The sequence below is a fragment of the Halalkalibaculum roseum genome, from assembly GCF_011059145.1.
In the GTDB taxonomy this organism is placed as follows: domain Bacteria; phylum Bacteroidota; class Rhodothermia; order Balneolales; family Balneolaceae; genus Halalkalibaculum; species Halalkalibaculum roseum.
Genome location: NZ_JAALLT010000003.1, coordinates 536,994 through 562,665 on the forward strand (window position 1 = coordinate 536,994; position 25,672 = coordinate 562,665).

Sequence of the window (25,672 nt, forward strand, 5' to 3'; positions counted from 1 at the left end):
CAAAAAATTTTTCACCTCAATGATATTTGATTAGATTAGCACCATTGCAGAACGCATTTGACAAGCAGTAGAGCAAATTCATTTTTATTATCTTTCAAACGCTATTTTGATTATCTCATAACCAATCACATTTGCTTTTATGCCTTCACTTGGTAATGATCTGGCGGCCATCCGTAAAAATCTCGATTTGAGTATCGAGGATATTCACCAGGCGACTAAAATCCCGCTTCATATACTTGAATCTATTGAGGACGACTCAATTTTTGAGGATCTCAATAAAAACGCCACCTACATTCGTAGTTATGTTCGCAGTTATGCAAAAAAACTGGAGATTGATGAAGAGCGGACTATCAGAGCCCTAGACCAGGTTGAAAGAGGAACATATACGGGGATTCTTCGTGATGATTCCGAGACCGGTACGATTCCGAAATTTACAGGCAAGCCCAAGAAGTCAAAGGCAGAAGAACCTGAGCAACAATCAGGACCTGAAGATAAACAAGTCCCGGAGCCTGAAGAAACGGTTGCGAAAGGACCTGCAAAAAGGCCGGAAGCCCCGAATAAAACTACGGAAACCCCTTCCGTACATTCTGTTGACTGGGTGGATATGGGGAAAAGGTTTACTCCGTTGAGGTCACCTTCACGCATGTGGTTTGGACTGGCTGTCATCTTCATAGCAATAGTCGTGGTGATAGGTGTTTATTATTTGTTTATACGCGGACCTGAGGATCCTCAATCCTCTAACGAATCGCAATCACCGGTAACTACGACGGAAGCGGTTGAACCCGATTCACTGCAATTAAATCTATCAGGACAGGAAGACGGCACAGACACCTTGCAGAGAACCCAAACCCAGCCTGCAGAAACCTTGTCGGATACCCTGAACCTGGTCATCTATGCCGCTTATGAAAAACTGGAACCGGTACGGGTGTATACCGATGTGCTCTCCAGTTTAAATCCCTATTGGATTGAGCTGGGTGAAGCCGTGAGATTCAAGTTTGTCAATACCATTCGGATAAGGGGCCCCTATGAGCGAATGGAGTTATTGCTGAATGGTCATCTCATCCAAAATTTTGAAGAACAATTTTTCAATCCTGAATCCGGGATGGTTGAAATTAACAGGAAAGCATTTGAAGGTGAAGCCCGGTGGCTGCAGCCCCCACCCGATTCGCTTGGACTTGACGTACCAGATCCCACTGTGATACGGAACCAACCCATATTTAATTAACAGCATATCCTTTCATGACCACCGACGATGTGAAGCAGCGCGTTCATGAACTTCGTGAACTGCTCAACAGGGCCAATGAAGCCTATTACCAGGAAGCACAGCCATTTATTAGCGATAAAGAATTCGATGAATATCTAAAAGAGTTGGAGCAGCTGGAGAATGAGTACGGTTTGGATGATCCCAAATCACCAACTAAACGTGTAGGCGGAGAACCGAGCAGCGATTTTGAAACGGTTGAGCATCCGGTCCCTCTTCTAAGTCTTGACAATACCTATAATGAGGAGGAGCTGAAAGATTTTGACCGGCGCGTGAAAAAGATCCTGGACCATTCGAATTTTCAATACCTGGCTGAATTGAAGTTCGACGGGGCTTCTATTCGGCTTCGCTACGAAAAGGGTGAACTGGCACTTGCCGCAACCCGGGGCGACGGTGAACGGGGCGACGACATCACCCGAAATGTTAAGACAATAAAGGATATACCCCTTCGGCTGAACGGTAATTATCCCGAAGTTGTGGAAGTTCGGGGTGAGGCCTACATGGAACGGGAAGCATTTGTCAGAATGAATGAGTACAGGGAGGAGCAGGGACTCTCCACTTTTGCCAATCCAAGGAATTCGACAGCGGGATCACTGAAAATGCAGGATCCCAGGGAAGTAGCACGACGGCCCATCCGCTATTTTGCCTTCGACCTGTTATTTGACAGCTATGAGATTGATCTCACGCAATCCAAGAAAATGGAACTCCTTTCAGACTTCGGGCTGCCGGTCTGCGATCATTATGTACTTTGTAATAATATCGAAGAGGTTTTGGATATTATCGATCAGTGGCGGGAACTGCGTCATGAACTTCCTTATGAAACTGACGGGGTAGTGGTTAAGATTAACGCTCATCACTTGCGAGAAGAACTCGGCTCTACCTCTAAAGCACCCCGATGGGCGATAGCCTATAAGTTTGCTGCCGAACAGGCAACGACGACCATCGATGATATCAGCCTGCAGGTGGGAAGGTTGGGGAAAATAACACCTGTTGCAGAACTGGAGCCTGTTGAACTCGCGGGTACAACCGTGAAACGAGCCTCCCTCCATAACGAGGATGAGATTCACAGGAAAGATATACGAATCGGGGATCAGGTAATCATTGAAAAAGCAGGTGAAATTATTCCACAGGTAGTTCGTGTGGTTAATCCGGACCGTCCTGACCGAAGTCCAAAATTTGAAATGCCCACTTCATGCCCGGCTTGCGGGGAGGAACTGGTAAAACTGGGAGATGAAGTGGCGTGGCGTTGCATAAACCACGAATGTCCGCCGCAGATCAGGATTCGCATTGAACACTTTGCCTCACGCGATGCCATGGATATCGAGGGACTTGGAGAAGCTGTCGTAGACCAGCTGGTTTCTGAGAATCTCATCAAAACCTATGCGGATTTATATGATCTGACCAAAGAACAGCTAATTCCACTTGAGAGGATGGGTGAGAAAAGTGCTCAAAATCTCATCGATGCCATTGAGCAGAGCAAAAAACAATCGCTGGACCGCGTAATCTATGCATTAGGCATTCGTTTCGTGGGTAAAACCGTAGCACGCGATTTGGCGGGAGCTTTCGGGAATATGGATAAACTGGTATCGGCATCCGAGGAAGATCTTACCTCAATTGACTCCATTGGTCCCAAAATAGCCCAGTCGGTAGCCGCTTTTTTCAGCAAAAACCATAATATCCATATCATAGAAACACTTCGTGACCATGGATTGAATTTTGAAATGGAACAACAGGAAGGAGCATCCTCCCTGCTGGAGGGTAAGAAATTCGTGCTCACCGGCAGTCTGCCCACTTTTACCCGAAAAGAGGCTACCGAATTGATCCGCAAACACGGGGGTGACACCACATCCTCAGTCAGCAGCAAAACTGATTACCTCCTGGCAGGCGAATCAGCGGGCAGCAAATACGATAAAGCCGTAGAACTCGGAATTCCCATACTTGATGAGGATAGCTTCCTAGAAATGATCGGTGAGGCATAAAAATAGGGTAATCGTCGAAAATAAACGTATCTTTGCAATATATACTGCTCAAAAAGGTTAAAGTGATCGCAAGTTACTTCAATAGTATTTATTTGGTAAAACCAATGTACGTTGGTATCATTTCCTAACTTCAAAGCGTTAGATATTGAAAACTATTGGTGAATCCGTTCTCAGGTTCCTGAAAGGCATTTGAGAAGAGTATCAAAATCATGAGTATTCTTGAAAAATTGGGCTTGGCCCGTAAAAAGAACCCCGGCGCACCTATCATCGGGGAGAAGAAAAAAAAGCAAGAAGAGTCATCTACGCTGCAGCAGAACATATATATAAGAATTGCCATCATATTCGGCTTCTTTCTGCTTCTTGTGTTTTCCGTTCCTCAGGCTTCGTTTAAAGAACCCAGTAACTACGAACTGAAAGAGCCCTGGCGAGCCGATGATCTCACTGCTCCATTCAACTTCCCCATTCAGAAGACTAAGGAACAGATTGAAAGTGAGAAAGATGCGATTCGAAACTCCATACCGCCCATATTTCATGAAGAACCGAATGCCGATATCAGTATTAAGACCCGTATAGACTCACTTTTCAGCAACCTTCAATCGGTGATGAGAGTATATGAAGAGTGGCAGCTTTCTGAGCAATCAAATGGCAATCCGACACAGGACAGCCTTGAATTTATTCAGGCTAAAAGGACTTCGGACCTGAATCTCTCGGAATCATCCTGGCAGGCACTTCAGGAGAACTACAGGCTTACAGAAATTGAGAATAGTACCGTAGCAACAAAAACGGCTCCGGGCAATCGGTTTATAGCAGATAATCTCAAAGGATCCATTACAAATATCTCATCCGAACTCCTTGACGATGGAATCATTGATAGGAATAAGCAAGAGCTTTCCTATGATCAGATTACGGTTAGAAATCTCAGAGACCGAACCGAACGCACTCAAAATTTGGCCAACGTACGCGATATGCAGCAAGCCCGTGATTATGCTACATACCAGCTTACACAGCGATACCGGGAAAATATCGCCGGTGCCGGTTTTGAGATCTTCAATCAGGTTATTGAACCAAATCTGACTTATAGTGCAAATGATACCGAGTCAAGAATTCAGGAGGCCATTTCCGATATCTCCAAAACAAAAGGTATCGTCGCCCAGGGTCAGGTCATTATCAGAAGAGGCGACATTGTCACGCAGGAGAAATTGAATATGCTGAAAAGTCTGGCCGAGGCCAGGTCTCAAAATGCCAGTGATCTTGAACGCTGGCTTCGTTATGGTGGAGATGTCTTGGCAATTATTGCCATACTCAGCATTTTCTTCTTCTATCTCTACCTCTACCGAAAGTCTATTTTTGAGGATAATGCGATGTTGCTGCTGGTGATCATTGCCATGAGTCTGATTTGTGTAGGCAGTGCCGTTGTTTACGAGCTCGAAAATATTTCGCCCTATATCGTACCGGTAGCGATCACCCCGATTATTCTTACCATTATATTTGACTCGCGGGTAGGACTACTGTCTACTTTCACCCTTGCCCTGCTCACCGGTCTCATAAACGGCAATAACTACGAATATGTCGTTGCCACCACTGTTGCATGTAGCCTGGGTCTTTTCTCAGTACGGGATATCAAAAAGCGCTCGCAATTTTTCTTTACTACCCCGGGTATTGTTTTTGCCTGTTACGCACTGGTCATTCTCAGCTTCAATATGACTGCCTACCAGGCCGGTGAGGAATTGCTAAGCGATCTCTTTTATGTGGCTATCAACGCCATCTTTATACTGTTCACCTATCCCCTCATTCTACTTTTTGAGAAGTCATTTAATGTCACTACCGACTTCACCCTGATTGAGTTAAGTGATAATAATCTGCCTCTTCTAAAACAGCTGATGAATCGTGCACCGGGTACATTTCATCATAGCCTGCAGGTAGCGAACATGGCAGAAGCTGCAGCAAGTGCCATCGGGGCAAACGGACTGCTGGCAAGGGTTGGAGCATTGTACCATGATGTAGGCAAAATGGAGAAACCGGGTTATTTTACGGAGAACCAGACCGGATCCAACGAACATGAGAAGCTAAAGCCGCGAATGAGTGCCCTGGTAATCAAGGCCCATGTAAGCAATGGAGTTAAGATGGCCAAGGAGCACGGACTGCCGGAAGTGATTATTGATTTTGTAAAAACACATCACGGTACCTCACTTATTAAATATTTTTTCGTCAAGGCAAAAGAAAATGCTGATGAGGAAAAAGATGAGATCCAGGAAGAAGATTTCAGATATGACGGTCCTCTGCCCAGAACCAAGGAGACCGGCATCCTGCTCCTGGCCGACGGCGTAGAAGCTGCTTCCCGCGCCATGAAAGATCCTAACTACCAAAAGCTGGAAAACCTCATAAACAAGATGGTTGACAACAGGGTATACGAAGGCCAGCTCAGTAAAACCCCACTCACTTTCCAGGATTTGCGGGTCATAAAGGAGACATTCCTAAATATTTTGGTTGGAATCTATCACAGCCGCGTAGAGTATCCTGACAAAGATCAAGGTCAGAACGGCAAAGAGAAAAAAGAAGAGACGGCCCAGGATTCGAATAAAAATTTCGAGGTTAAAAAAGAAGACTCTACCGAAGGACCGCCAACAGTGGATGAGTATCAAAACACCTAGTACACCATAATCAATGCATTTTGAGCAGGAACTAAAACGTTATCTTCAGTTTGTCAAACTTGAAAAAGGTCTCTCTCAAAACTCCATCGTTTCTTACAAAAATGACCTGCGCCGCTACCTGAAATTTCTTGCCCGCGATTTGCAGCTTAAAGATCTGGGTGGTGTCACACTGCAACATATAGAACAGTATCTGGAAGAATTGAGTGAAATGGATCTTTCAGTCAGCTCGGTTGCACGTAATATTTCCAGTATTCGCAGCTTTCATGAATTTGCCGTTGTTGAAAAACTGGCCGAAGCAAACCCGGCCGAGCTCATTGAACTCCCAAAGAAAGCACAGAAGCTTCCCGAAGTGCTAAATCCTACTGAAGTTTCTGCCATCCTGGATATCCCCAACCGGGAGACCGATGCCGGCATACGTAATGCTGCCATACTCGAAACGCTCTATGCTACCGGCATGCGCGTCAGCGAACTGGTGAATCTGGAGCTGGATAACCTGATCTTTGAGATTGGCTTTATCCGAGTAATCGGTAAAGGAAACAAGGAGAGGCTGGTTCCTGTGGGTGAACTGGCTCAGTCGGCACTCGAACACTACATTGAAGTGGTTCGCCCAAAATTCCAAAGTGACAAAAATCCCCAGAAAGCCAAGAATAAAATCTTTCTCAGCCAACGGGGAAATCCCCTGTCACGTATGAGCATCTGGAACATCGTAAATGATGCCGCAGAGCGCGCCGGTATTGAGAAAAATGTATATCCCCACATTTTCAGGCACTCCTTTGCCACTCACCTGTTGGAAGGCGGCGCTGACCTGCGGGCGGTACAGGAGATGCTCGGTCACTCTTCCATTATTACCACGGAAATCTATACGCACGTTGACCGATCGCTGCTGCATCAGGTCCATAAAGAATTTCATCCCCGAGCCTGATCCAAATTAGAAAATGCAGAAGGATACAACATTTCATATAATTGACTGAATTTTCTCAGTACATATAATCAACAATCAGCATGAAATTGCTCATTAGATTCTTATTTGTAGTTATACTCTTCCTCTACTCCGGTCTTCAAAACCCGGCAATTTCCCAGGTAGGCTGGACCAAGGCTTACGAAAATGCCGCCGTAGTGACTGCCGAAAGCCATGCTTCCAAAGCAGGCAAGCAGATACTCAGCGAAGGGGGAAATGCTGTTGATGCAGCCGTCGCCGTTCAATTTGCCCTGGCAGTGACCTTGCCCCGGGCTGGTAATATTGGAGGAGGCGGATTCATGGTTATACAAAAAGCTGACGGGACTTCTATATCCCTGGATTTTCGGGAGAAAGCACCCCTTAAATCTTCCCGAGATATGTACATCCGCAATGGCGAACTGGTTCCTGAGCTAAGCAGGGAAGGTGCTCTGGCCGTTGGAGTGCCCGGCGTAGTTGACGGCATGATAAAAGCACTGGAGAGATACGGGAACCTGCCATTGGAAACGGTGATGAAGCCTGCCATAAAATTGGCCAGTGAAGGTTATCGGTTGTCATGGGTTCAGGCGGAGGATTTGAATGCCCATGCTGAGGATTTTAGAAATTACGATTCATCTTCAGGCTATTTTACAAAACCTTCCGGGGAGCAGTTTGAGGAAGGAGACCTGTTTGTACAAAAAGACCTGGCTAAAACACTCCGCAGAATATCTACCATGGGGCGAAAAGGCTTTTATTCGGGTAAGACCGCAGATCTCATTGTAGGTGAAATGCAGAAGCTAGGAGGACTGATTACGTATAAGGATCTAAATGAATACGAATCCGTTTGGAGAAAAACTGTAAAAGCCCACTATCAAGACTATGAGCTGGCTATCATGCCCCCGCCCAGCAGCGGCAGCATAGCCATAGCCCAAATCATGAAGATGCTGGATAGCTATGATCTGAAAGAGCTCGGGTTTAACTCAGCCGATTATATTCACCTGATTACCGAAACCATGCGCAGGGCCTTTGCCGATAGAGCCTATTTCCTGGGTGATCCTGATTTTGTGGATATACCCGGTGATACCCTGCTAAGCGATGCTTATAATGAAAATCGCATGGAGACATTCAACTGGGATGCTTCCACCCCCAGCAGAGAGTTGGATCATGGTGATATTCCCACATTTCAGTATTCAGAATCATCAGAAACCACCCATTTTTCGATAGTGGATGCTGAAGGAAGTGCCGTAGCTGTAACTACCACGTTAAACGGTTCATTCGGCAGCCATGTCAGTGTAGGCGGAGCCGGTTTCCTTTTAAATAATGAGATGGATGACTTCACTGCCAAGCCCGGTGAGCCCAATATGTTCGGACTTATACAAGGTGAAGCAAATGCAGTTCAGCCCGGCAAGAGAATGCTAAGCAGCATGTCGCCCACCATAGTCACTAAAGACGGCAAAGTTAGAATGGTACTGGGTGCTGCAGGTGGGCCCCGAATAATTACAGCCACTTTTATGAGCTTTCTCAATATGGCTGTCTTTGGCATGAATGCCCGGGAAGCCATATCTGCTCCGCGTTTTCACCACCAGTGGATGCCCGACAAACTCTATTATGAAGCATTTGGAATTAGTCCTGATACTCGGGAACTTCTTGAAGCAAAAGGCCATGAGCTGGAAATGAGGCCTACCGTTGGAAGAGGCCACATTATTTATGTTGATGAAAATAACCGAAGGCACGGGGCAGCCGATCCAAGAGGCAACGGAACCGTGGAAGGGTATTAGATGCCGGATGCTCACCTACGTATATAGCTGCGGTGAGTAAACTGGATGCTGGAAAAATGTGTGTTATCGACCGTTTGAACAATTTTTTTAAAATTTTGAATAGTTTTTAATAAAAGAAGAACTGCTTTTATGGGGAAGAACTCAGACACAGATACCGATACAGCCATTCAATCGATTGAATGGCGCGAAGATCATTTGCGAATATTAGATCAGACTTACCTTCCGAAACGTGAAGTTTATAGCGATATAAGAGATGTCGGAAGGGTTTGGGAGGCTATCAAAAAGCTGAGAGTCAGAGGCGCACCTGCTATCGGTATCGCCGCAGCTTATGGATTTTACATGGGTATCAAGGAATTGCCGGAGAGCACCTTCGACAGCTTCTTAGTAGAAGTAGAACGAGTAGCTGAATACCTGGAGGGAGCACGTCCCACTGCCATTAATCTCAAATGGGCTCTGAATCGTATCAAGACGACCATTCAGGCTCACAAAGATAAGCCCATTGATGAGATCAAGGAGATCGTATTGAAAACCGCGAAAACGATCCATGACGAAGACAAACGCATCTGTAAAAAGATTGGCGAAAATGGAGTCTCCCTTGTTAAGAAAGATGCCAAAATACTGACTCACTGTAATACCGGAAGTCTTGCCACAGGTCAGTATGGCACCGCCCTTTCCGTCATTTTTCATGCCCATGAAGAGGGCAAAGACCTACAGGTTTGGGTGGATGAAACACGTCCCTTGCTACAGGGATCACGTCTTACTGCCTGGGAATTGATGAATGCAGAAATCCCCATGAAACTGATTACCGACTCTACGGCGGGATCTATCATGAGGCAGGGCAAGGTGGATATGGTGATTGTAGGAACTGACCGGGTAGCCGCTAACGGGGATACCGCAAATAAAATCGGTACCTATCCCCTAGCCGTGCTAGCTAAAGAAAACGATGTTCCCTTTTACGTTGCTGTTCCCCTATCCACAATAGATATGGAACTGGAAAACGGGGACGAAATTCCTATCGAAGAGAGAGACGACGAAGAGATTACAACCTTCAACGGATCCCAGGTCGCTCCCAAAAAAGTAGAAACCTATAATCCGGCTTTTGACATAACTCCACACAAGTATATTACCGGATTTATCACGGAGAAAGGAATTATAGAGCCACCTTTTAAAGAAAGTTTTGAGAAACTGTTTGAGGATTAGCTCACTAAAGCTTTACTAAACTGACAAAAGTTTAGTAAAGCTGCTTTTAATTCTTTCTTAGTACTTCCATCAAAGGCTCAGCCTTGACCGAGCCATGAGATGCGTGCCAAACCACCTCTCCTTCATTGAGTAATATAGCCTGTGGCGACTCGTGCCTCACATTTAGTTTATCAGCTATGTAGTTGGAGACGTCACGCGAAGAAATTACATCGACAAAGTTCATGTCTGTCGCTTCACTGATATCACCGGCCTGTTGCTCCAAATTTGATTTTGCAAAGATACAGACACTGCAGCGGTCACTGTGTTTATAAATAAGCTGAGGTGTGCTTTCTGATCTGCTCAGTAATTTATCGACAGAATCTTTGCCTTCTAAAATTTGCCACTCTTCCGCTTTATCCGCACCGGATTGGCTGAACATACCTTTTACTCCTTCAAAAAATCCCATAAATACTTTTCAATCACCTAAACAAATTCCTACGTCTCGTGCCGTCTGAACTGTATCACTGTCAAGAGGTACTGCCTTCATCTTGTTGGCGACCTCATTGATCGGAATACTGGTCAGCTTGTTATCCTGCAGCACCACCAGTTTGTTGAAATCTCTCTCCTGCACACAACGGATGGCAGCTGCCCCGAATCGCAGTGAAATCAACCTGTCGTAAGTAGTGGGAGAGCCTCCTCGCTGCAAGTGACCCAGCACAACCGATCGTGATTCCTGACCGGTTCTTTCGGTGAGTTCCGCAGCGACCTGCCGGGCAATTCCGCCAAGCTGCACTTCTTGTCCGATAGTTTTTCCTTTGGTCACCAGTTCGCCGCCTTTTGGCTTAGCTCCTTCGGCAACCACAATCATGGTATAGTGCTTATCTTTCGACTTGCGCTCTTCAATCTTTTCAACAATAGAATCGTATGTAAAGGGAATTTCAGGCAACAAAATAACATCTGCCGTTGAGGCAAGACCTGATAGAAGAGCGATCCATCCGGCATAGCGCCCCATTACTTCCACAACCATCAGTCTTTGATGGGACTCTGCCGTTGTTGTTATACGGTCAATGGCTTCCGTTGCAATACTGCGGGCCGTATCAAAACCAAGTGTGACATCGCAACCCCAGATATCATTATCAATTGTCTTCGGAACCCCGACGATATCCAAACCTTTATTGACCAGTTTATTGGCAATACGCATGGAACCGTCTCCACCGATGGCTACCAGCGCATCAATTCCGTAATCTTCAAATGTCTGCATGAGGTGATCGGATACATCTTTGGTATCCCAGCTCCCATCTTTCTTCTGGTAGGGCATTTCAAAAGGGTTTCCTTTGTTGGCTGTACCCAGAATAGTACCGCCCAACAAGGTGATACCCCTCACCTCTTTTTCGGTCAGCCTCACAAAAGGTTCATCCGTATAGATAGACCCGTATCCGTTTTCAATACCGTAGACTTCCCAGCCGCGACGAAGCGCCGCCAGAGTTGCTGCACGTATAGCCGCATTCAATCCCGGTGCGTCACCGCCACCTGTGTTGATAGCTATTTTCATGATAATTTTGCCTCCGCCAGGTTTTCGCCTTGCATTCTGAATACTTCCTCGGCCTCTTCAATACCGAGACCCCGTCGAATAATCATGGCTTCCTCCTCTGTCATGTCAATTATAGTTGTTTCCTGTGATGGCAAATCCTGCTGGTTATCAATGATAACATCCACCAGCTTATCAAATTCCCTCAAGAAAGGTTCCCTATCGAACTTCTCCAGGGCGCCTTCTTTCATTTGAGGCTTTTTTGCGGTAATTGCCAGAAGAGGATCTCCCACCTCCTCAACAAGTCCCTGGCAGATCGGATAGTCAGGAACGCGAATACCTACCGTCTTCTTTTTGGGATGTACCAGCAATTTGGGTACCTCTTTGGTAGCTGGAAGTATAAAAGTATAAGGGCCGGGTATCAATCGTTTGATCAGTTTAAAATTCCTGTCAGAAATGTGTGCAAATTTGGCGATCCCGGAAAGCGAGTCACACAAAATACTCAAATGATCATCATCGCCCAGGTTCCTGATTCTCCTGATTCGCTCAATTCCTTTTTTATTGGTATAGGCACATCCCAGGGCATACTGACTATCGGTTGGAAATAACAGTACTGCACCGTCAGCAACCATATCTGCAATTTCAAAAATACGTTTCACATGCGGCGTTTCAGGATGTAATTTAATTCGTTCTGCCATATTTCAAATCCTTCGATTATGATTTTGGTGATAAATAAGAAGTAAACTATAGGTAGGTTAATACCTTGAAAAGGAATGATTCAATTCAAATAGTTGTGCTATTAGTATACAAGATGGGCGAGATTGTTTCATGATATTCAACGTTAAGATCTTCATAAATCCTTGAAAACATTAATAACATATTGTGTGAGGATAATCAACTCATATTTAAATAATCATTAATAAAAATTATTACTCATTATGGAAACAGAAGTTCAAGCACACTGGCTGGGTCACTCCGCTTTTAAGCTGGTGAGTCCGAAAGGCAACCATATTCTGGTTGATCCCTTTCTGAAAAACAACGGTGTAACTCCCGATGACTGGAAGGAGCCGGAAGAGGTCGACTATATTTTTCTAACACACGGCCATGAAGACCATGTCGGTGACACCCTCGAGATTGCCGAACGTACCGGTTGCGAAGTTGTTGCCCCTGTAGAATTATCCCGTATTCTGGTAGGCAAGCACGGGCTGGGAGAAGATCAGGCAACGGAATTCAATAAAGGCGGTACCGTGCACTATGATGATTTTTCCGTTACCCTGGTTTCTGCAAATCACAGCTCTTCATTCAACGGAGATTATACCGGTGAGCCGGGCGGACTGGTTTTCTCTTTTGAGGATGATATCTGTATCTACCATCTCGGTGACACCAATATCTTTACCGACCTTGAGTTATATGGACAGATGTATGTGCCTCATTTAACACTGGTTCCAATGGGGGATCACTACACGATGGGTCCCCAGGAAGCTGCATACGCTGTAGAAATGCTGAATCCGGAAGTGGCGATACCCATCCATTACGGTACATTCCCCGTTCTTACCGGAGATCCCGAAGACTTTAAAACTTTCGTTGAGGATATATCCGATACCGAAGTATGGATTCCGGAACCGGGAGATAATTTCCTCGCCTAGTACCGGCTCTCCAATACTATTATTTACTGACCTCGACGGTTTTCCGTCGGGGTTTTTTAATTAAATCGCCATATTAAGCTAATGTTAATATCATAGTGAGCGCCCTTATATTATTATTTTTATCTTATTTTAAGATAAAGCAAAAAAGATTAGGTGAGAGTTATAGTGAAAGAGAAAAATTCACAAAAAGTAGCGGTTTGGCTGATTAACGAGATCAATCGAAAAGGCTTTCTGAAAAGAAGTGATGCCGTCGATTCCATTGAAACTGCATTCAGTAAAGACTATGTCACGTTTACCTCCAGTGGCAATAGAACTATCCATGAGAAAGTCCTTAAGAATTTTAGGGACTTGAAGGATGATTCCATCTCCTGGAATGTCGGAGAACAAGCCTGGATCTCTAACTCAAATGGCAGTGAAAAGAAGAGTGAAAAATTAAGAAACCCGAAATTACCCACTGCAGTAAAACCCAGTGAGGTCCCCGAAGGTGCCGGGGAAGATCACCCTTCCCTCTACCTGAACCGGGAGCTGGGCTGGCTCGATTTTAATTGGCGGGTACTCTATCAGGCAATGGACGAACGTACTCCTTTGCTGGAGCGGGTGCGATTTATTGCTATAACTGCAAGCAACCTGGATGAGTTTATCCAAAAGAGAGTGGGTGGATTGAAACGGCAGGAGGCAGCCGGAGTGGATCATCTTAGTCCCGACGGCCGAACGCCTGACACTCAGATTGACCTTGTGAGGGATCAGGCTGCAAAAATGCAGTATAGAATTTCTGAGATTTGGAATAACGAGTTACTGCCCTTACTGGAAAAAGATGCTTTTATAAAAATATCCTACTACAAGGATCTCAAGAAGAAACAGAGAGAGCAAATGGATGAATATTTTATGGACCATATTTATCCGACCCTCACCCCTCTGGCTGTAGATCCCGGACATCCCTTCCCTTTTATATCAAACCTAAGCTTGTCACTTGCGATAAAGCTTCGCAAGCCCGATCGTGACGCGTTCAATTTTGCCCGCGTAAAGATTCCCACAAACCAACCGCGCTGGCTTCCAATAGAGTCAGGTGACTCTGAATTGAACTTTATCCCAATTGAGGAACTCATACGTCAAAATATTCACAAGCTTTTCCCCGGCATGGAGATTGAAGGAGCCTGCCTGTTTCGGATAACCAGGAATGCCGATATTCGAAGAAACGAGGAGGAAGCTGAAGATCTCAAGTCAATGATTTCTGAAGAACTTCGTGAAAGAAGATTCGCAGAAGTCGTAAGGCTGGAAGTTGAAAAAAATATTGACGAGAATGTACTGAACCTGTTAATGAATGAGCTACACCTTAATGATGATGACATTATTAAAGTGCAAGGCATCCTGGATCTTACGGCTTGTTTTAAGCTTGCCAACCGGAACATCCCGGGACTTAAGTTTGAGAAATGGAATCCGGTAATACCCAAGCCACTTTATCATGAGGGGGAAACCGAGGAAGAGCAATCGATCTTTGACATTATAAGTAAAGGAGATTTACTGGTTCATCATCCTTATGAATCATTTTCAGCCAGTGTTCGCCGGCTTATTGAGGAGGCCGCAGACGACCCCGATGTGTTGACCATCAAGCAGACCTTGTACCGCACTTCTGAAGATTCACCCATTGTAAAAGCTCTGATTCGGGCAGCCGAGAAAGGTAAGCAGGTTGCCGTTCTTGTAGAGGTGAAGGCACGCTTTGATGAAGCCAGCAACATCGAATGGGGCAGAATTCTTGAAAATGCCGGAGTGCATGTAGCATATGGTTTGGTAGGACTGAAGACACACGCCAAAGTTGCGATGATTGTGAGAAGAGAAAAAAACAAACACGTAACCTACTGCCACATCGGTACAGGTAACTATCATGTGGAGACGGCCGAGATCTATACCGATCTCGGTCTGCTCACCAATGATCCCGAAATAGGTTATGACGTCACCAACCTGTTCCACTATCTCACGGGCTACGCACCAAGTCAAAATTACAAGAAACTGCTTGTTGCTCCACAGATACTTCGTTCTTCTTTTTATGAGCTGATAGACCAGGAGATTGCTTTTGCAGAGAAGGGCAAAGAAGGCAGAATCATAGCCAAAATGAACGCTCTGGATGATGTTGAAATCATCAAACGACTCTATAAAGCATCGCAGGCCGGAGTGGAAATTGATCTGATCGTAAGAGGTCACTCAAGACTCAGGCCACAGCTGAAGAAGTTCAGTGAAAACATAAGAGTCATAAGCATCATAGGACGATTTCTGGAACATGACCGAATATTTTATTTTGGCAACAACGGCGATCCGAAAATGTTCATAGGCAGTGCCGACTGGCGATTCCGCAATTTGGATGAGCGTGTCGAAGCTATTGTACCCATCACCCTTCCGGGATTACAAAAGCGAATCATTTCCATTTTGAAGAAAGCATTAAAAGACAACCGCCTTGCCTGGGATATGCATGCCGATGGCAGCTATACCCAACGGCGCCCAAAGAAAGGACAAAAAGAGCGAAGTTTTCAGAACATGATGATGAAAAATGCACGGAAGAGGGCGATACGTTAGGCAAAAGTAAGAAGTGAAAAGTGAGAAGTGAGAAGGGAAAAGGCAGTTGGCAGTTGGCAGTTGGGAGTTGGCAGTTGGCAGTTGGCAAAATAAATGTGTTTCAAGGGAGTTGCACTCAGATAACTAAAGTATATGTGGATATAATATTCAGGCTCATTCAAGCGTCCACGCTTGAATGGTTAATGGCCTAGTGCAATATATTTTCAGGAATCCGTGAAAGGCCGAAGGGGCATTGATATAGATCCCTTCCTATTGTATCAGCAATATAGTTGGGAGTACAACTCCCTCAGAGCCCACTTTAAATTTTTTTATCTACTCTCGTCTCCCTTCTTGCTTCTACCTTCTACCTTCTACCTTTTCTCATCCTACACATAGGCTCTTAGAAGAAAGAAAATCATCACTCCTGTCACAGAAACATAGAGCCACACTGGGAGCGTAAATTTTGAAACCTTGCGGTGAAGTTTGATCCTCTCTGAAAATGCCAGGTAGAAACTGGTTAAGATCATCGGAACAACAAGGGCCGACAATATGATATGGGATATTAGAATAAAGAAGTAGATCGGTCTGATAAGCCCCTGCCCGGGAAATGGCGTACTACCGTGGAAGTTATGGTAAATCACATAACTGATCAGGAACAATGTGGAAGTAAAAAATGCGGTCAGATTAAAACGCATATGACTCATATATTTGTCTTGCCTGATAGCACGATATCCGAAAATAAGTAAGACAGCGCTTGTACTATTTAGCAGGGCGTTCAGGGCGGGCAGACTGGTAATAATATTGGAACTGTAATCGCTTCCTCCCTTGTAGTAGATCAGCCATATTAGAAAGGCAAAAGCAATTCCGCTTATTAATATTATAACACCCAGTGCTTTGGGAAGGCTTATCTCTTTCAGCAAATCAATAGAGAACTGCTCGTCGTATTTTGTCTGCATGTCGTAGAGTAATCGGTAAATTAAAGTAGCAATCGGTTCATGTGAAGATAACGGTATTGACCCGGCATTAACTAAAATTTTTATCCCGGAGTTCTTAAATCATTCAGAAAATTGGAGACCTACCCGGCGGTATTGTATTAAAGTGTCATACTGATCTGATCTTTATGGATTTATATTTAAGCCTAAGTACTGAGAATACAATCCGTTACCCAAGGCACAGCAGGCATGCCAAGTTTTCAGTAAAATTTGAAAATAAAATGGGCGATTAATTACGCATTTGACTCAAATAGATTATATCTTGGTCACTAATTTTATTTGAGCTCACGCTCGGTTGCCACTTAGCTATTTAGATTTGGTATAAATATCCGATATCCTATTTTAACGGGTTCTAAAAAAGCGTGAATTTATATACCTTCATGCCGTTCTAAATATGTGGCTGAAAGGACAAATTGCATAATCAGCAACGACAAACTATTTAATACACTATGGCTCAGATTTTTCCCAAATGGGCAAATGAAATACCCGGACGTATCTTACTTGGGCTTATCGTTTTTGCAACAGCTTTGGTAGCAGGAGTTTGGTACTATTTTTCCCCAGAATTTACTGACGTTGGTTATGCACCTACACAACCTATTGAATACAGCCACAGAATTCACGCAGGACAACTCGGGCTTGATTGCCAATATTGCCACACCAGCGTAGCCGAATCAAAGCAGGCCAATGTACCTCCTACTCAAACCTGTATGAATTGTCACAGCCAGATTGATTCCCAGAGACCGGAAGAAGTTCAGAAAATCCGTGATAGCTGGGAATCCGGTGAAGCCATTGAGTGGGTGAGAGTCCATAACTTACCGGATTATGCCTATTTCAATCATGCCGCTCATGTCAATGTGGGTGTCGGCTGCGAGTCATGCCACGGCCGCATAGATAGAATGGATGTTGTTTTCCAGAAAGAACCGCTGAGCATGAGCTGGTGCCTGGACTGCCACAGAAATCCCGAGCAGTACCTCAGGCCTGTCGATGAGGTCACTACCATGGGCTATCAGGTTGAAGATCAGATACAGAAAGGACGGGAACTGGTAGCAAAACATAACGTGAGTCCACCAACCTATTGCCAGGGTTGCCACTATTAACATTGAATTTCTTTAGGAATTTAGAATTAACTGAATCGTAAAGCATGAGCGACGAAGTAAAAAGTCCAAATTACTGGAAGAGCTTAAACGAGCTTGCAAATAATAAAGAGTATAAGAAGTTCGCTGAACGTGAATTTCCGGAGAATGCTACCGAGCTGGGAGACCAGGTTTCACGACGCAGCTTCCTTCGTGTCATGGGTGCTTCAATTGCACTTGCCGGATTTGCTTCATGCCGGCGCCCGGTACAAAAGATTTTACCATATACCCAGCAGCCTGAAGAGGTAACACCGGGTATACCTTTATATTATGCATCCGCCATGCCTTTTCAGGATGCGCTCACCGGTGTTGTCATTGAGAACCATGAAGGACGTCCGACCAAAGTTGAAGGTAACGAGATGCACCCGGCAAGCCTGGGTTCAAGCAGCAAGTTCAACCAGGCTTCCATGCTGCAGATGTACGATCCCGATCGTTCCCGATATGTAAGCAGAGATGGCGAGCGTACTTCTTTTGAGAATTTTGTGAATTTCTGCAACGAACATTTTTCAAATACCGGCCGAAATATTGCATTTATTTCAGAGGCCAACTCTTCTCCTACCTACAACAGGATCAAGGAGCAAGCATTAAACAAGTTTTCGAATGCCCAATGGGTAACCTATGAGGCCTTCAGTGAAGATAATGCTCTTGAAGGAACGAATATCGCTTTCGGCGAAAGGCTACGTACGGTAAATCACTTTGACCGGGCGGAAGTAATTGTCTCTTTTGATGATGATTTTCTGAACCCGGCCGCCAATAAAAATAGTGTTGAGGCAACACGAAGCTTTTCAGAAGCACGTAAAGTTACCTCAGAGGAAGACGATATGCTTCGTCTCTACTCTGTTGAAAGTACTTTTACGGTTACCGGTTCAAATGCCGACAACCGTTTGAAGATTAAATCCAGTGAGATACCGCTGTTTATACATGCTCTTGCCTCTGAACTATCGGGAAGCGTAAGTGGACTTTCTGCTTTCAGCGGACACAGCAATAAATTTTCAGACCATGAGTGGATACCGGTACTTGCAGAAGACCTATTAAATAATAGAGGCTCTTCTATACTTACCGTCGGCAGTGAGCATGCTGCTGAAGTACATGCTGCTGTAGCCGCAATCAATAATGCACTTGGCAATGCGGGCAACTCAGTGACATATCACAGTGTTTCCCATATAAATGACGGCAGCGACAGGGAAGCCTTCCGAGATATTACCGAAAGTCTCAGTAATGGTGACATCGATACAGTTGTATTTATAGGTGCTAATCCTGTGTTTACGGCCCCATCCGATCTGAATTTCAGCGAAGCACTTTCCAATGCTGAAACCACCATTCACCTTGGAGAATATACCGATGAAACAGCAAGTCAGTGCAACTGGCACGTAAATCGTGCGCACTATCTTGAAGCATGGGGCGACGGTTTTGATTACACCGGGACACGTTCCATCATTCAGCCGCAAATTGAACCGCTTTTTTCAGGCATAAGTGAAATTGAATTCCTGAATGCAGTTACTACGGGAAGCAATGCCAAGGGATATGATCTGGTTCAAGAAACCTGGAGAGGTTATCACTCAACAAATTTTCAAAGCAAGTGGGAAAAGATACTGCATGACGGACTCGATGAGGCCGGCAGTGCTTTCCCCGCCCAATCCGTAAATATTTCCAGCGGATTCTCATCCAGAATGAGCCAATTTATATCAAGCGAAGCTGAATCTAGCGGTACCGAATTGGTAATCCGTCCCGATTCTAAGTTGTTTGACGGGCGCTATGCCAACAACGGTTGGCTTCAGGAGCTTCCCGACCCAATGACCAAAGTCACCTGGGATAATGTAGCCCTGATGAGCAAAAATACTGCTGATCGACTGGGTGTTGAAGCCGCCGGGCTCGGTGTTGCCAATGTGGATGTATTGGCCATAACGGTAAACGGTACAACTATTGAAGTACCTGCCTGGGTTCAACCGGGACATGCCGATGACAGTATTACCATCACAGTAGGTTACGGCCGCGAAGGTATCGGAAAAGTGGCAAACGGCACCGGGGTTGATACCTATCCCCTCCGTTCTACCTCTACCATGCTTTACGCAACAGATATTCAGGTAGAAAACACCGGAAAGAAATTTGAAATAGCTTGTACGCAGGATCATAACAGTATGGAGGGACGTTCCCTGCTGCGTTATGCCACCCTGCAGGAATACCGTGACAACCCGGAATTCTCAAGCTATGACTCGGCTTATAACGCTGAATTGCCCGGAGAAGCGTATGCCGGCGAACAGGGAGCAGATCAACCGCTTTCTATTTTTGACGCCATTGATGAAGCCGATTATCCCGACTATGAACCGCAATGGGGAATGACCATTGATCTGAACTCCTGCATCGGCTGTGGTACCTGTACCATCGCCTGTCAGGCAGAAAACAATATTCCGGTTATTGGTAAACGCGAAGTCAGCAACGGACGTGAGATGCACTGGATTCGTACCGACCGCTATTTTGAAGGCGATGTCGATGATCCAAAAGCACTTCACCAGCCGGTTCCCTGTATGCATTGCGAACTGGCTCCCTGCGAGCAGGTTTGCCCTGTTGCGGCAACTACACACAGTGATGACGGTATGAACCAGATGACCTATAACAGGTGTATCGGTACCCGTTACTGCGCCAACAACTGCCCTTATAAAGTTCGAAGATTCAACTTCTTCAACTACACCAAAGAGTTTTTAACGACCGGCAGTGATCCTGAAGTCGTACAAATGGCGATGAATCCCGAAGTAACCGTACGTTTCCGAGGTGTTATGGAGAAATGTACCTTCTGCGTTCAGCGGGTTAATCGTGCGAAAATCAATAAGAAAATTGAGACCGACGGAGAAAGTTTAAAACCTGATGATGGTTCTGTGAAAACCGCGTGCCAGCAGGCATGTCCGGCAGATGCCATCTATTTCGGTGACCTGACAGATCCGGAAAGCAAAGTGGTACAGACCAAGAAGAACAACCGCAACTACCTGTTGCTGGAAGAGCTGAATACAAGGCCCAGAACTTCGTACCTTGCTAAACTTCGCAATCCAAATCCAAAATTGGCCTAACTACCAACCGAATATAAGATGAGTACAGATTATAAATACGTACCAGAGCCCGCATTAGTTAAAGGCGACCATACCTTCGGGAGTATTACGGATATCATTGCCAAAACACCGTTATCTCCCACCCCAAAGTTGTGGTACCTTGCTTTCGGCATCTCAAACTTATTGCTGATAACCTTGCTGGGTTCTGTGGGATACCTTATATGGGACGGTATCGGAATTTGGGGATTGAATAACCCTGCAGGCTGGGGTTGGGCTATTATTAACTTTGTATGGTGGGTCGGTATCGGTCACGCCGGTACGTTGATTTCTGCTATTCTATTCCTGTTCAGACAGGGCTGGCGTACTGCTATTAACCGTTTTGCAGAGGCCATGACCATTTTTGCCGTAATGTGTGCCGGTCTTTTCCCGGCTATTCACGTCGGTCGTATCTGGGTTATCTACTGGGTATTCCCGGTTCCGAACTCCATGGCGGCCTGGCCTAACTTTAGCAGTCCGCTGCTTTGGGACGTTTTTGCGGTAAGTACCTACTTTACTGTTTCACTATTATTCTGGTATGTTGGTCTGGTTCCTGATTTCGCCACTTTGCGCGACAAGGCAAAGAGCAAAATTGCTAAGATATCTTACGGCATTGCCGCCCTAGGGTGGACGGGGAGCTTCAGAAACTGGTGGAATTACGAGAAGGCCTACATGATTCTGGCCGGTCTTGCCACTCCGCTGGTGCTTTCAGTTCACACTATTGTATCCTTTGACTTCGCGGTCTCCATGATTCCGGGCTGGCACAGTACCATTTTCCCGCCCTACTTCGTTGCCGGTGCTATCTATTCCGGTTTTGCCATGGTATTGACCCTGATGATTATCGCAAGAAAGATTTATGGTCTGGAAGACATTATGAATATCGACATCATGGAGAAAATGAATCTCGTGATGATGGTGACCGGAAACCTTGTAGCCTTTGCATACCTGATGGAAGGTTTTATCGCCTGGTATAGCGGTTATATTTATGAGCAGGGTATTTTCTGGTTATATGCAACCGGACCTTATGCCTGGGGCTTTTACATTCTGATGTTCTGCAACGTGGTAACACCGCAGTTCCTATGGTCAAAGAAAATTCGCAGAAATGTAGCGCTCACTTTCGTGATTTCTATTATTGTTAACATCGGTATGTGGTTCGAACGCTTTATGATTGCTGTTGGATCACTGGCAACCGATTTCATGCCCTCTAACTGGGATTATTTCTCTCCCACTTTCTGGGATATCATTATTTACATCGGCACTTTCGGACTGTTCTTCACTTTCTTCCTGCTATTCCTGCGCTACCTGCCAATGGTCGCAATTGCAGAGGTGAAAGGTGTGATGCCGCAAGCCGATCCGCACAACTACGATGAAGAGACCAAAGAATTTGTAAACACAAAAGCTGAACCTGCTGTCGTTGATCAGCAAACCGCTTAGTAAGAATACCATGGAATCAAACGAAAAAAACATTCACGGCGTACTGGCTGAGTTCAGAAATCCAAAAGAACTCATTGATGCTGCATCAGCCGTAGAAAAATCAGGTTATAACAAGTACGATACTTATGCCCCCTTCCCCATTCACGGAATGGAAAAGGCGATGGGGATTAAGGAATCTCCTTTGGGCTGGATTGTACTTGGCGGGGCTACAGTAGGGCTTGTAGGAGCAGTAGTGCTTATGGTTTGGGTGATGGCCTATGAGTATCCCATGAATATTAGCGGCAAGCCCTTAATCAATATACCTATTTATGTACCGATTGCTTTTGAGCTGACTGTTTTACTTTCAGCTTTTGCTGCAGTATTCGGCATGTTTAAGCTGAATAACCTGCCCAGACTCCACAATCCTTTATTTAATGTAGAACGCTTTAAGAAAGCTTCCGATGACGGATTCTTCATCTGCATCGAAGCTAAAGATGATTTGTTTTCTGAGGAAAAAGTTACATCACTTTTAAACGATGCCGGTGCAACACATATTGAAACGGTATATGATAAGTAAACCCATTAATTAATTCTTAAACTTTGCCTCTTAGATCCATTCATGTTTGATAAATTGGATGAAATGGAAAAAGGCAGAGGAAATGAACTTACTGAGGAGATCGACTCCAAAATCACGAATAGAATACAAATGACCAGTAGATTCTTTAAATCTTCGTTATTAGTAGCAATAACACTGCTTTTTATCTCCTGCCGCGGAGAAAAATTTGACCACCAACCGGTCCATCCCAATATGAATATGGACCAACAGGAACGCTTCGAAGCACAGGAGCAAAACAGGTTCTTTGCTGACGGCAGAGGCATGCGTATGCCTGTTGAAGGTACCGTTGCGCGGGGTAATCTGCGAGAGGATAAAGCATTTTACCAGGGAATCAGCGAAGACAGCTCATTTGTGGATGAAATTCCGGTAACAGTTAACCGCTCCTTTCTTCAGAGAGGACAGAAGCAATACGAAACATATTGTACGCCTTGCCACGGTTCTACCGGAGACGGACAAGGAATCATCATGGTCGGACGATACGGCTATGTTCCCGCTCCGAGCTATCACATTGATCGATTGAGAAATAGTGAAGACGGATATATCTATTCAACCATAGCCAATGGTATTCGTAATATGCCGGCTTACGCCCACCAAATTGACGTTGAAGACCGATGGGCGATTGTAGCCTATGTCAGGGCCCTGCAAAGAAGTCAGTACGTTCCCGAGAACGAGATGCAGCAGTACGATGTAGATCTTGCTGCCCTCGATCAGCAGTATCAGCAAGCCCAAGAGGAAGAGATGGCTCGACAGGAAGCACAGTCCGGCGGTGGTGGAGAAGAAATTTCAGCAGCCAGAGGAGAACAGATTTACATGCAGAATGCCTGTCAGACCTGCCACTCACAAGACGGATCTGACGGTATCGGGCCGACACACCTGAATATTTTTGAAAGAACCAGGCAATTGGCAGATGGAAGCACGGTTACTGCTGATGAAGAGTATCTGAGGGAATCTATTGTAAATCCCAATGCCAAAATTGTTGAGGGTTATGACCCGGTTATGGCACCCTACAGTTACCTGAGTGATGCGGAAGTGCAGTCACTGATAGAATACATGAAAACAATAAGTGATAACCAGTAAGTCTTTAAAGAATAATGAGCAAAACCACTATAACTGATTCGCTGGAGTTCCCTTCCGACCTGAATATAACCAGAACACTGTTCGGTGTCGGAATTGTGGGTCTTATTGCCACTGCAATAGGCTATTTTATCAATCATGACCAGTTTTTCTTTTCTTACCTGGTTAGTTTCTCTTTCTTTTCCAGCATAGGTCTCGGCTGTCTCTTTTTTGTGATGCTTCAGCATTTGACACGATCACATTGGAGTGTGGCATTGCGCAGAATTCCTGAGAGCATCTCATCCAATCTTTGGATCTGGGGTCTATTCCTGATACCCGTTCTACTGGGCATTCATTCCCTGTATCACTGGTCTCATGCCGACGCAGTTGCGGCCGATCCTGTCTTGCAGGGCAAAGAACCCTATCTTAATACAACATTCTTCATTATTAGACAGGTCGTTTACTTCGCTATCTGGAGCTTTTTAGGCTATCGCATGTACAATAAATCTGTTGAAATGGATGAGACCGGCGACTGGGGTTTGCAGACCCTGCTGAGAAGGACCAGCGGACCCGGGATTTTTATATTTGCCATTACTTTGGCTTTCGCCTCTTTTGACTGGATCATGTCACTTGACCCGCACTGGTACTCAACCATGTTTGGGGTGTACTATTTTGCAATGAGCTTCCAGGTTCTGTTTGCAACCCTCATACTGGTGATTATGTACCTCTGGAAGAAAGGGCTGTTAAAGAACACCCTGCAAAAGGGACATATTTATGATCTCAGCGTTCAGATGTTCGGCTTCACAGTGTTTTATGCCTATATCGCTTTTAGTCAGTTTTTGCTGATTTATTATGCCAACATCCCCGAGGAGACAGTGTGGTTTTTGGAAAGACTTAACGGAGGTTATGAATACCTGGCTTATTTCTATTTATTTGGAAGGTTTGTAATACCATTTATTGTTCTGCTGAGTAAGCGAGCCAAAACTAATTTCAAAATCGTAGCAAGTATTTCTGTACTGATACTGGTTTCACATCTTGTGGAACTCTACTGGTTGGTAATGCCGGTACTGAATCATCACGGCGTTCACTTCAACTGGATGACCCTTACCGCATTCTTGGGTATGGGCGGAATTTTCATGGGACTCTTTTTCTATCGGTTTAAACAACAAAAAATGATTCCGATCAATGATCCGAAATTGGCAGAATCGTTAAACAAGCACTGATATAGAAATTTATATACCGTTAACATTAATCAGCTAAATTAACCAGGCATTTTGCTTTGCCTGCTGCAAACTTAAGCGTACTTATTTCATGGCGAACGAAGAACAAAATTATACGTCTGAATTTAAAACCAAGGTAGCCACCAAAGCACTGGAACAGGATAAGCAGAACCTGGACAGACTATCAGACAAGTACGAAGTGCCCGTTTCTCAAATTCTGAAATGGACCGTACAACTCGAGAAAGAAGGTGCGGATGCCTTTAAGGAAGAAGTACAGCCTGAAAGCAGTGATAGTGAGTCCCATATTGAAGACCACGAGTCGGTAGACGTTGAGGTTGATAATCCCGATATTGCCGAATCTATTTCCTTCGGGGTAATGCACGATGACCTCAACTACAAACGCCTGATTTTTTGGAGCGTTTTGGGAATGATTTTGGTTGCGATATTTGTGAAAGGTCTTGTTGAAATGTACCAGTATAATACGACTGTTAGTCGAGACCGAATATCCGAAGAGAGTCAGTATTACCAGATCAAACAGCTCAATGAAGAAGCCCAAGAAACGTTGAATAGCTTCGGAGTTGTTGATCCGGAAGCAGGTATTTACAGAATACCGATAGATAGTGCTATGAATGACATAGCCAACAGTAACGATAACTAATATGTGC

The 25,672-nt window shown here is 45.0% G+C and carries 19 protein-coding genes; 15 read left to right on the forward strand and 4 right to left on the reverse strand.

Going from position 1 to position 25,672, the window contains the following annotated elements:
- Positions 1-139 precede the first annotated feature (139 nt).
- The 6 genes from G3570_RS10805 (at position 140) to mtnA (ending at position 9,803) form a co-directional block, all read left to right on the forward strand.
- Positions 140-1,225 (forward strand): helix-turn-helix domain-containing protein, encoded by a 1,086-nt coding sequence (locus tag G3570_RS10805; protein WP_165142166.1) that lies wholly within the window; start codon positions 140-142, stop codon positions 1,223-1,225.
- 14 nt (positions 1,226-1,239) lie between these two features.
- Complete coding sequence (gene ligA, locus G3570_RS10810) at positions 1,240-3,240, forward strand: NAD-dependent DNA ligase LigA (protein ID WP_165142168.1); 2,001 nt, start codon at positions 1,240-1,242, stop codon at positions 3,238-3,240.
- Between the two features lie 209 nt (positions 3,241-3,449).
- A complete protein-coding gene (locus G3570_RS10815) occupies positions 3,450-5,891 on the forward strand; it encodes an HD family phosphohydrolase (protein WP_165142170.1) in 2,442 nt (813 codons plus the stop codon).
- 13 nt (positions 5,892-5,904) lie between these two features.
- Positions 5,905-6,813 carry a site-specific tyrosine recombinase XerD gene (gene xerD, locus G3570_RS10820; protein ID WP_165142172.1) on the forward strand — a complete coding sequence of 303 codons (909 nt, stop codon included), beginning with the start codon at positions 5,905-5,907 and terminating at the stop codon, positions 6,811-6,813.
- 80 nt (positions 6,814-6,893) lie between these two features.
- Positions 6,894-8,603, forward strand: coding sequence for a gamma-glutamyltransferase (ggt, locus tag G3570_RS10825; RefSeq protein WP_249066972.1), 1,710 nt, complete (start codon positions 6,894-6,896; stop codon positions 8,601-8,603).
- Between the two features lie 129 nt (positions 8,604-8,732).
- Positions 8,733-9,803 carry an S-methyl-5-thioribose-1-phosphate isomerase gene (gene mtnA / locus G3570_RS10830; RefSeq protein ID WP_165142174.1) on the forward strand — a complete coding sequence of 357 codons (1,071 nt, stop codon included), beginning with the start codon at positions 8,733-8,735 and terminating at the stop codon, positions 9,801-9,803.
- Between the two features lie 46 nt (positions 9,804-9,849).
- On the opposite strand, the gene ytxJ is transcribed toward mtnA, so the two are convergent.
- Genes ytxJ through G3570_RS10845 form a run of 3 tightly spaced genes read right to left on the reverse strand, consistent with a single transcriptional unit; the run spans position 9,850 to position 12,008 of the window.
- The gene (ytxJ, locus tag G3570_RS10835) at positions 9,850-10,248 is read right to left on the reverse strand and encodes a bacillithiol system redox-active protein YtxJ (protein ID WP_165142176.1); all 399 of its coding nucleotides are present in this window, start codon (positions 10,246-10,248) and stop codon (positions 9,850-9,852) included.
- Positions 10,249-10,257: 9 nt separating this feature from the next.
- Positions 10,258-11,334: a 6-phosphofructokinase gene (locus G3570_RS10840; protein ID WP_165142177.1), complete on the reverse strand. Its 1,077-nt coding sequence runs from the start codon at positions 11,332-11,334 to the stop codon at positions 10,258-10,260.
- Positions 11,331-12,008, reverse strand: coding sequence for an L-threonylcarbamoyladenylate synthase (locus G3570_RS10845; RefSeq protein ID WP_165142179.1), 678 nt, complete (start codon positions 12,006-12,008; stop codon positions 11,331-11,333). Before G3570_RS10845 ends, G3570_RS10840 begins: the two co-directional genes overlap by 4 nt.
- A gap of 240 nt (positions 12,009-12,248) precedes the next feature.
- Between G3570_RS10845 and G3570_RS10850 the strand changes: the two genes are divergently transcribed.
- Together G3570_RS10850 and ppk1 are read left to right on the forward strand one after the other, a co-directional pair.
- Positions 12,249-12,956, forward strand: a complete 708-nt coding sequence (locus G3570_RS10850; RefSeq protein WP_165142181.1) for a metal-dependent hydrolase — start codon at positions 12,249-12,251, stop codon at positions 12,954-12,956.
- Positions 12,957-13,121: 165 nt separating this feature from the next.
- Entirely contained in the window at positions 13,122-15,524 is a 2,403-nt protein-coding gene (ppk1, locus tag G3570_RS10855; RefSeq protein ID WP_346267270.1) for a polyphosphate kinase 1, read from the forward strand.
- Positions 15,525-15,889: 365 nt separating this feature from the next.
- Here ppk1 and G3570_RS10860 read toward each other — a convergent pair whose 3' ends face one another.
- On the reverse strand, positions 15,890-16,459 hold the full coding sequence (locus G3570_RS10860; protein ID WP_165142183.1) for a DUF420 domain-containing protein: 570 nt from the start codon (positions 16,457-16,459) through the stop codon (positions 15,890-15,892).
- Between the two features lie 485 nt (positions 16,460-16,944).
- Between G3570_RS10860 and G3570_RS10865 the strand changes: the two genes are divergently transcribed.
- The 7 genes from G3570_RS10865 to G3570_RS10895 all read left to right on the forward strand — a co-directional run bounded on the left by G3570_RS10865 (position 16,945) and on the right by G3570_RS10895 (position 25,665).
- Entirely contained in the window at positions 16,945-17,592 is a 648-nt protein-coding gene (locus tag G3570_RS10865) for a cytochrome c3 family protein (RefSeq protein WP_165142185.1), read from the forward strand.
- Positions 17,593-17,636: 44 nt separating this feature from the next.
- The gene (locus tag G3570_RS10870) at positions 17,637-20,690 is read left to right on the forward strand and encodes a TAT-variant-translocated molybdopterin oxidoreductase (RefSeq protein ID WP_165142187.1); all 3,054 of its coding nucleotides are present in this window, start codon (positions 17,637-17,639) and stop codon (positions 20,688-20,690) included.
- Positions 20,691-20,708: 18 nt separating this feature from the next.
- Positions 20,709-22,139 carry an NrfD/PsrC family molybdoenzyme membrane anchor subunit gene (gene nrfD, locus G3570_RS10875; RefSeq protein ID WP_165142189.1) on the forward strand — a complete coding sequence of 477 codons (1,431 nt, stop codon included), beginning with the start codon at positions 20,709-20,711 and terminating at the stop codon, positions 22,137-22,139.
- A gap of 10 nt (positions 22,140-22,149) precedes the next feature.
- Positions 22,150-22,695 carry a DUF3341 domain-containing protein gene (locus tag G3570_RS10880; RefSeq protein ID WP_165142191.1) on the forward strand — a complete coding sequence of 182 codons (546 nt, stop codon included), beginning with the start codon at positions 22,150-22,152 and terminating at the stop codon, positions 22,693-22,695.
- A gap of 42 nt (positions 22,696-22,737) precedes the next feature.
- Positions 22,738-23,811, forward strand: a complete 1,074-nt coding sequence (locus tag G3570_RS10885; RefSeq protein WP_249066974.1) for a c-type cytochrome — start codon at positions 22,738-22,740, stop codon at positions 23,809-23,811.
- Between the two features lie 14 nt (positions 23,812-23,825).
- On the forward strand, positions 23,826-25,010 hold the full coding sequence (locus G3570_RS10890) for a hypothetical protein (RefSeq protein ID WP_249066976.1): 1,185 nt from the start codon (positions 23,826-23,828) through the stop codon (positions 25,008-25,010).
- Positions 25,011-25,098: 88 nt separating this feature from the next.
- A complete protein-coding gene (locus G3570_RS10895) occupies positions 25,099-25,665 on the forward strand; it encodes a hypothetical protein (RefSeq protein ID WP_165142193.1) in 567 nt (188 codons plus the stop codon).
- The last annotated feature ends 7 nt before the right edge of the window (positions 25,666-25,672 follow it).